The following is a 6724-nucleotide window of genomic DNA, read 5'->3' as shown; positions in this document are numbered from 1 at the left end:
TCCTCGTCGATCAACTCGGCATCGATGCCGCTGCGCTGAGCCCGCCACAGATTCTCCTCGGCAAGCGCCCGCGAAACGCCGTCTAGGCCGGCATTGAGATCTGGCCGCCGCACGGCGAGGCGCACGAGGCAGCGGAACAGGGCCGCGATGGTGAGCGCATCCTCGAGCCGCGTGCAGGAATCGGCGATGCGGAGTTCGAGTGTCGGGAACTTGATCGAAGGCCTGAGCGACCACCACAAGAAGCTCGCATCCTGGATCGAGCCCGCCTTCGTCATGATGCGAAGATAGCGATCGTAGTCCCGCGTGTTGGCGATGAGGGGCGGCAGCCCGGTGCGCGGGAGTTCGCCGAAGGCGCTGAGGCGATAGGCGGTCAGCCCCGTTGGCTTGCCCTGCCAGAAGGGCGACGAGGCCGAGAGCGCGAAGAGCACCGCCTGGAATGGCAGCAGCCGGTTCATGAGGTCGATCCGGGCTTGCGGATCAGGCACCTCGACATGGACGTGCATGCCGCAGATCAGGCTGCGCCGGCCGGCGATGCCGACATCGCGCAGAATGCCGCGATAGCGCTCGCCTTTGGTCGGTAATTGCCGCGCCCAGTCGGCGACGGGATGCGTGCCCGCGGCGAAGACGAGGAGTTCGTGCTGCGCAGCCAAGGTGCCGAGGGCGGCGCGCTGACCCGCCAGCACTTCGCGGGCTTTCGCGAACTCCGTCGAGGGCGGGGTGCAGACCTCGACCTGACATTGCAGGAGTTCGCGGCCGATCTCGGGCAGCCGCTCCTCGGCTTCCAGATGGAAGGGCTTGACCGACCGCCGCGGCGTCCCGCGCGTCTCGGCATCGGCGAGGAAATATTCTTCCTCGATGCCGAAGCGGTAGCTGTGTGCGGTCATGGTGTTTCTCTCCGCAAGGCGTGCCGCTCAACTCGCGGAGGATGGCCTTTGTGCCGTGTTGCAGTGTGTGACCCGATCGACCGACCCACTTAGCTCGGTGCCGCCTGACTGCCGCGCTGCGACGCGCCGTCAGCCAAGTCAGTCACAATGGGCGTTCGCACCCCGGCGCGACGATCAGTGGCCGCACGCGGCGTGAAGAGATGGTTGATCAGAAGTCCTACGAGGACGCTGGTGTCGAGATGGACCCTCACGTCTCGCCGTCACGGCGCATCCGACTGACGCGTGTCCCGACGTCCTCCGCGGAATGACGCGTACCTGCGCGACGTTGCGCCAACCAATCGAGATCCAGGGCCGTCAGTGGTCCTCCCGCGGCTATCGTATGCTCGGTCAGCATGGCGACGATCACGAAAGAGGCGGCGCCCTGTCCAGTACGATCATTCGCTCCGCAACGCCCCACCTACCAACCAAGCCGGATCGAACCAACGGTCGGCCTCGCCGTCATAAGGCAGGCGGGTGATGTCCCAGTTCTGGATGTATTTCGCGTAGACGTTCCACACCGTGATGCCGCCGCCCACGAAGATGCGCCGGCCCGGATAGCGCGCCAGCACGGCCTCGGGGTCCTCGTGGCTGCGGATCACGTCGATGGTGCGGTCCTTGAAAGCGAAGTCGGGCACGGAGGCCACGGTCTTCGGCCCGGCGATGAGCACGTGGCCCATGGTCAGCGCGAAGAAGCGCGTGACGTCCTCGACGAAGAGGGGGTCGGTGTTGCCCTCCCAGGGCAGGTGCCCGTTCAGTCCGAGCTGGCCGCGAAGCCCGATGGCACAGATGCAGCGCACGTCGATCATCGCTGTTATCCCGAATGGCGTGTCAGGCAGGGGGCTGGAAGGCAACGACCCGATCGGTGGGGAAATCGTAGATCTTGCCGGACTCCATCCAGTCGGGCCTTGCCAGGCGCACGAAGGCGGGCGCGAGATCCTCCGGCGTCCGCAGCGTGGCCGGGTCCTCGCCCGGCATCGCCGCATGGCGCATGGCGGTGCGCAGAGGCCCCGGATTGAGCAGCATCGCGCGGACGGGCGTAGTCTCGGTCTCGGCCGCATAGGTGCGCACCAGAGCGTCCAGTGCCGCCTTGGAGACGGCGTAGGACCCCCAATAGGCCCTGCATTTCTGCGCCGCTCCGGAGGTGACGAACACCGCCCGGCCAGCGTCGGAGGCGCGCAGCAGCGGATCCAGGGAGCGGAGGAGGCGCCAGTTCGCCGTGACGTTGACGTCCATCACCTGAGCCCAGGCCTTGGGCGTCACGTGCCCGAGCGGCGTGAGGTTGCCGAGGATGCCGGCATTGCCGATCACGATGTCGAGGCGCTTCCAACGCTCGTAGATCGCGCCTCCCAGGCGGTCGATCCCATCGTAATCGGTGAGGTCGAGGGGGACGAGGGTGGCGCTGGAGCCCGCCGCCTTGATGGCATCGTCGAGCTCCTCGAGGGCGCCCTGGGTCCGCGCCACCGCGATGATGTGTGCACCGGCTTCCGCCAGCGCCAGCGACGCGGCCCGGCCGATGCCCCGGGAGGCGCCGGTGACGACGGCGACGCGGCCGGCCAGGGGCTTATCGGGGAACGACGTCATCGCGACCTCAATCCGCCTCGGCGAGCATGGCGAGGCGCCTGGGGCCGGCGATCGCCAGATCCGTCAGGGCCGTCGGGTAGTCGCCCGTGAAGCAATGGTCGGTATATTGCGGGCAGGCGGCGTCGCGCCCGTCTTCGCCCATGGCCCGGTACAGGCCTTCGATCGACAGGAAGGCGAGGGAATCGGCGCCGATATAGCGGCGCATGCCCTCGAGATCGTGGGTGGCCGCGAGCAACTTCTCTCGCTCGGGCGTGTCGATCCCGTAGAAGTCCGGATAGGTGATCGGCGGCGAGGCGATGCGGAAATGCACTTCCGTGGCACCCGCTTCGCGCATCATCCTGACGATCTTCACCGAGGTGGTGCCGCGCACGAGGCTGTCGTCGACGAGCACGATGCTCTTGCCTTCCACCGCGGCGCGGTTGGCCGAGTGCTTCATCCGCACGCCGAGCTCGCGCACCGACTGGGTCGGCTGGATGAAGGTGCGCCCGACATAGTGGTTGCGGATGATGCCCATCTCGTAGGGCAGGCCGGTCTCCTGCGCGAAGCCGAGGGCCGCCGGCACCCCGGAATCGGGAACCGGGATCACGATGTCCGCCCTCGCAGGCGCCTCGCGGGCGAGCTGGACGCCGATGTTCTTCCGGACGGCGTAGACGCTCTTGCCGTTCACCACCGAATCCGGCCGCGCGAAGTAGATGTACTCGAAGATGCACGGGCGCATCGGCTGCAGCGGGGCGAAGCGGATCGACTCGATGCCCTCTTCGGAGATCACCACGATCTCGCCGTTCTCGATGTCGCGGATGAACTTCGCGCCGATGATGTCGAGGGCGCAGGTCTCGGACGCCAGGATGTAGCGCCCGTCGAGTTCCCCCAGCACCAGCGGGCGGATCCCGAGCGGGTCGCGGGCGCCGATCAGCTTCTTGTTGGTCAGCGCCACAATGGCATAGGCGCCCTCGATGCGGCGCAGGGCCTCGGTGAAGCGCTCGACGATGCGGGGTGCACGCGAACGGGCGGCCAGATGCAGGATCACCTCCGTGTCCGAGGTGGACTGGGTGATGGCGCCGTCGCGCACGAGGTCGCGGCGAATCGAGAGGGCGTTGGTGAGGTTGCCGTTATGGGCCACCGCCAGCCCGCCGCTGGCGAGTTCGGCGAAAAGCGGCTGGACGTTCCTCAGGATGGTCCCGCCCGTCGTCGAATATCGCACGTGACCGATGGCGGAGGCGCCCTCCAGATGCTCGATGGTCGAGCGGTCCGAGAAGGAATCGCCGACCAGGCCGGGCCGGCGCTCGGAGTGGAACACGGCGCCATCGAAGGAGACGATGCCGGCTGCCTCCTGCCCCCGGTGCTGCAGGGCATGGAGCCCCAACGCCACGATGGCCGATGCGTCCGGATGGCCGAAGATGCCAAAGACGCCGCATTCCTCACGCAGCGTGTCGCCATTCCGGTCCATCCCATCAAGGATCTCGCCGTCGGCGATCTCGAAGGAGGCCCGGCCATTGCCTGTGCGTCTGGACATGCTGAAGCCGTTCCCTCGTCGGTCTGGACCCCGTCGAGGGGTCTGCCGGGCCTGCATCGCGAGCCTACTCGCGAAAATGTGTCACGAAACGGTTATGTCGTCGGCCCGTGCAGCGCAACCAAGTGCCGTTTCGCGCAGGTCAGCGTCGCGATGCGGGCACGGCTGCCGGCTTGTCGGCATCGCTGCGGCGCTGAGCGGGCGCTTCACCCTCGCTCGGCGGATCCGTCGGTTCGCCCGAGCCATCCGTCTTCGGCTTCTTGAACTGCTTCAGAATGCCTTCCGGATTTTCCGGCAGCTGCGCCACGAGGGCATTGCCGGATTTCTCGAGGAGCGGCCGGCTCTTCGCCTGCGAGGCCCAATCCGGCATCTTGCCCTGCACCAGCCAGGCGAGGAAGACCCAGCCGATCACGCAGATCAGGAAGCCGCGCCCGGCGCCGAAGACGAGGCCCAGAGAGCGGTCGATGGCACCGATCCGCGAATCGAGGATCATGTCGGAGATCTTCACAGTGATGATCGAGACGATGATCAGCGTGCCGAGGAAGATCGCCGCGATGGAGGCCACCAGGGCGACGGTCGCGTTGGCGACGTGCTGGCCGACCAGCGGCAGCACGAGGGGATAGAACTTCCACGCCACCGCTGCGGCGGCGACCCACGCGATGATCGCCAGGACCTCGCGGGTGGCGCCGCGCACCGCCGCGAGGAGGGCGGAGATCGCGATGATCCCGAGTACGACGAGGTCCAGAATCGAAAACGGCATCGACGACGCGGGTCACAAGGGGGCAGAGCGGCGACGATCACCGGGGTTTCGCGGCTGCCCCGTGCCGCGCGGCCTGTATACCGTGCCGATCCAGGCCCGTCACCCTCCGGGATGCGCGCAACGTGCGGACCCTTAAGCCCCCATCCGTCCAGCCCCTATGCTGCCTCGCTTCGCAACCTACGGGATGCCGTCGATGGCAGAGCCGAACCGCAAGTACCTCGTCCTTATCGCGGGTCTCTTCAGCGCCGTTCTGATCATGTCGCTGATCCTGGCTGGAAAGATCGTGTCGGTCGCGGGGATCACCTTCAGCGCCGCCATCATCGTCTTCCCCGTCTCCTACGTCTTCGGCGACGTGCTCACGGAGGTCTACGGCTATGCCAGCGCCCGCCAGGTGGTCTGGGCCGGGTTCGCCGCTCAAATCATGTGGATTGCGAGCTATACCCTCGCGGCGGCCCTGCCGCCCGCATCGTTCTGGCCGCATCAGGCGGCTTTCGAGACCATCCTGGGTGCGACGCCGCGGATCGCGTTCGCCGGTATGATCGCCTTTCTCGGCGGCGAATTCCTGAACGCCTACATCCTGGCGCGACCCAAGCTGCGCTCGGCCGGGCGCGGGCTCGCCCTGCGCCTCGTCGCGTCCACTGTCGTCGGCCAAGCCTTGGACACGGCCGTCTTCGTCACGATCGCCTTCGGCGGCGTCTTCGCGATCGCAGATCTCGTGCAGATCGCCGTGGGCGCATTCCTTCTCAAGGTCGCCTGGGAGATCGCAGCCCTGCCTGTGACCCTTCCGGTGATCGCCCGGCTCAAGCGGGAAGAGGGCGAGGACCATTTTGACCGGGGCACCGACTTCAATCCATTCCGGCTGAAGGGATGAGTTGTCCTGCATCCTTTCCCGACAGAAACCCCGGACGATCCCGGCGCCCTCGCCGCCGTCGCGTCGCGGCCGTCCTACTCCTGCCAGCCCGATTTGGCGCCCTTGTCGAACAGCTTCTGGGCGAGAACCACCGCGGCGGGCGCGTTCGACGCCGTCGCGTCCGCTCCCAACTCCACGGCCAGACCAGGATTGGCTATGAAGACCGGGCCGCCCACCATGATGCCGATCGCGCGGTTGCACGAGCGTTTCCTGATCGAGCCGATCAGGTCGGCGAGTCCGCTGAGATCCCGGTCGCAGCTGACGGTCAGTCCCGCGACGGCGAACCACCGGTGTTCGACCAATTCGGCGATGGCATCGGCCGCGGCGGCAGGTTCCGATTGCACGGTCCAGCCGCCGGCGCTCAGGAACTTCTCCACCATCTGGGCGCCGAAAGAGTGGGTCTCGTCGGCCATCGTCGTCATCAGCACATGGCGCTTCCCATCGAGCGCCGGAAGCTCGAGGGTATCGTTGAAGATGGCCAGCAGATGCTGCAGGCGGCCGACCGCCAGGGTCACGTCGATGAAGTCGCAGGCATCGTCCTCCCACAGGCTTCCGAGATGGCGTGCCGTCGGTTCGAGCACGTTCACGAACAGGGTATCCATCGATACGCCGCGTTCGCGAAGGCCGGTGACGAAATCGATCGCAGCTTCGAGGTCGGTGCCGAGAACGAGGTGGGCGAGCCCCCGGATCTCCGGCTCCCGAACCTTGTCGTCCCGCACCTCGGACGCCTGCGTCCCTCGGCTCCGGCGGGCGGCAGGGACGACGGCAGCTTCGGCGCGATGAAGAAGCGTCAGTCGCGGGATGACGTCGGCGGAGACCAGCCTGAGAAGTTTCGCCCTGCGCGCAAAGACATCGGAACGCCGCAGGATCTCCGGGGCAACGAAATGCGCGTCCATGGACGCATGAGGACGAGGAATCAGCTCAAACGGCGATAAGCTCGGAGCCTGCATCTCGATCCCCCAATCGCCTCGCGGGTTTCGCACCCGACTCGGCTTGAGCCTAGACCTCGAAACAGTAAGCCGTCTAGGGGGGAGCGCGAG

8 protein-coding genes are annotated in these 6724 nt (G+C 66.9%); 2 read left to right on the top strand and 6 right to left on the bottom strand.

Annotated features, from left to right (window positions below; translation table 11 throughout):
* The 5 genes from ACFE7U_RS06145 to ACFE7U_RS06125 form a co-directional block, all read right to left on the bottom strand.
* A partial coding sequence (locus tag ACFE7U_RS06145; protein ID WP_375408846.1) for a YbdK family carboxylate-amine ligase occupies nt 1-884 on the bottom strand: 884 nt, incomplete at its 3' end.
* Between the two features lie 434 nt (nt 885-1318).
* Nucleotides 1319-1729 carry a dihydrofolate reductase gene (locus ACFE7U_RS06140; RefSeq protein ID WP_375408845.1) on the bottom strand — a complete coding sequence of 137 codons (411 nt, stop codon included), beginning with the start codon at nt 1727-1729 and terminating at the stop codon, nt 1319-1321.
* Nucleotides 1730-1751: 22 nt separating this feature from the next.
* A complete protein-coding gene (locus ACFE7U_RS06135) occupies nt 1752-2504 on the bottom strand; it encodes an SDR family NAD(P)-dependent oxidoreductase (RefSeq protein ID WP_375408844.1) in 753 nt (250 codons plus the stop codon).
* Nucleotides 2505-2511: 7 nt separating this feature from the next.
* Nucleotides 2512-3951, bottom strand: coding sequence for an amidophosphoribosyltransferase (gene purF / locus ACFE7U_RS06130; protein ID WP_375408861.1), 1440 nt, complete (start codon nt 3949-3951; stop codon nt 2512-2514).
* Between the two features lie 205 nt (nt 3952-4156).
* Nucleotides 4157-4774, bottom strand: coding sequence for a CvpA family protein (locus tag ACFE7U_RS06125; protein WP_375408843.1), 618 nt, complete (start codon nt 4772-4774; stop codon nt 4157-4159).
* A gap of 193 nt (nt 4775-4967) precedes the next feature.
* Between ACFE7U_RS06125 and ACFE7U_RS06120 the strand changes: the two genes are divergently transcribed.
* Nucleotides 4968-5645, top strand: coding sequence for a queuosine precursor transporter (locus ACFE7U_RS06120; RefSeq protein WP_375408842.1), 678 nt, complete (start codon nt 4968-4970; stop codon nt 5643-5645).
* Between the two features lie 74 nt (nt 5646-5719).
* Here the strand turns inward: ACFE7U_RS06120 and ACFE7U_RS06115 are convergent, their stop codons facing one another.
* A complete protein-coding gene (locus tag ACFE7U_RS06115; RefSeq protein WP_375408841.1) occupies nt 5720-6199 on the bottom strand; it encodes a B12-binding domain-containing protein in 480 nt (159 codons plus the stop codon).
* On the opposite strand from ACFE7U_RS06115, the gene ACFE7U_RS06110 reads away from it, so the two are divergent.
* A complete protein-coding gene (locus tag ACFE7U_RS06110) occupies nt 6170-6619 on the top strand; it encodes a hypothetical protein (protein WP_375408840.1) in 450 nt (149 codons plus the stop codon). The two genes, ACFE7U_RS06115 and ACFE7U_RS06110, sit on opposite strands and share 30 nt — an antisense overlap.
* Nucleotides 6620-6724 lie beyond the last annotated feature (105 nt).

The sequence above is a fragment of the uncultured Methylobacterium sp. genome, from assembly GCF_964251405.1.
Taxonomy (GTDB): domain Bacteria; phylum Pseudomonadota; class Alphaproteobacteria; order Rhizobiales; family Beijerinckiaceae; genus Methylobacterium.
The sequence above is the reverse complement of the archived record's forward strand: the minus strand, read 5'-3'. Positions and strand labels throughout refer to the sequence as shown.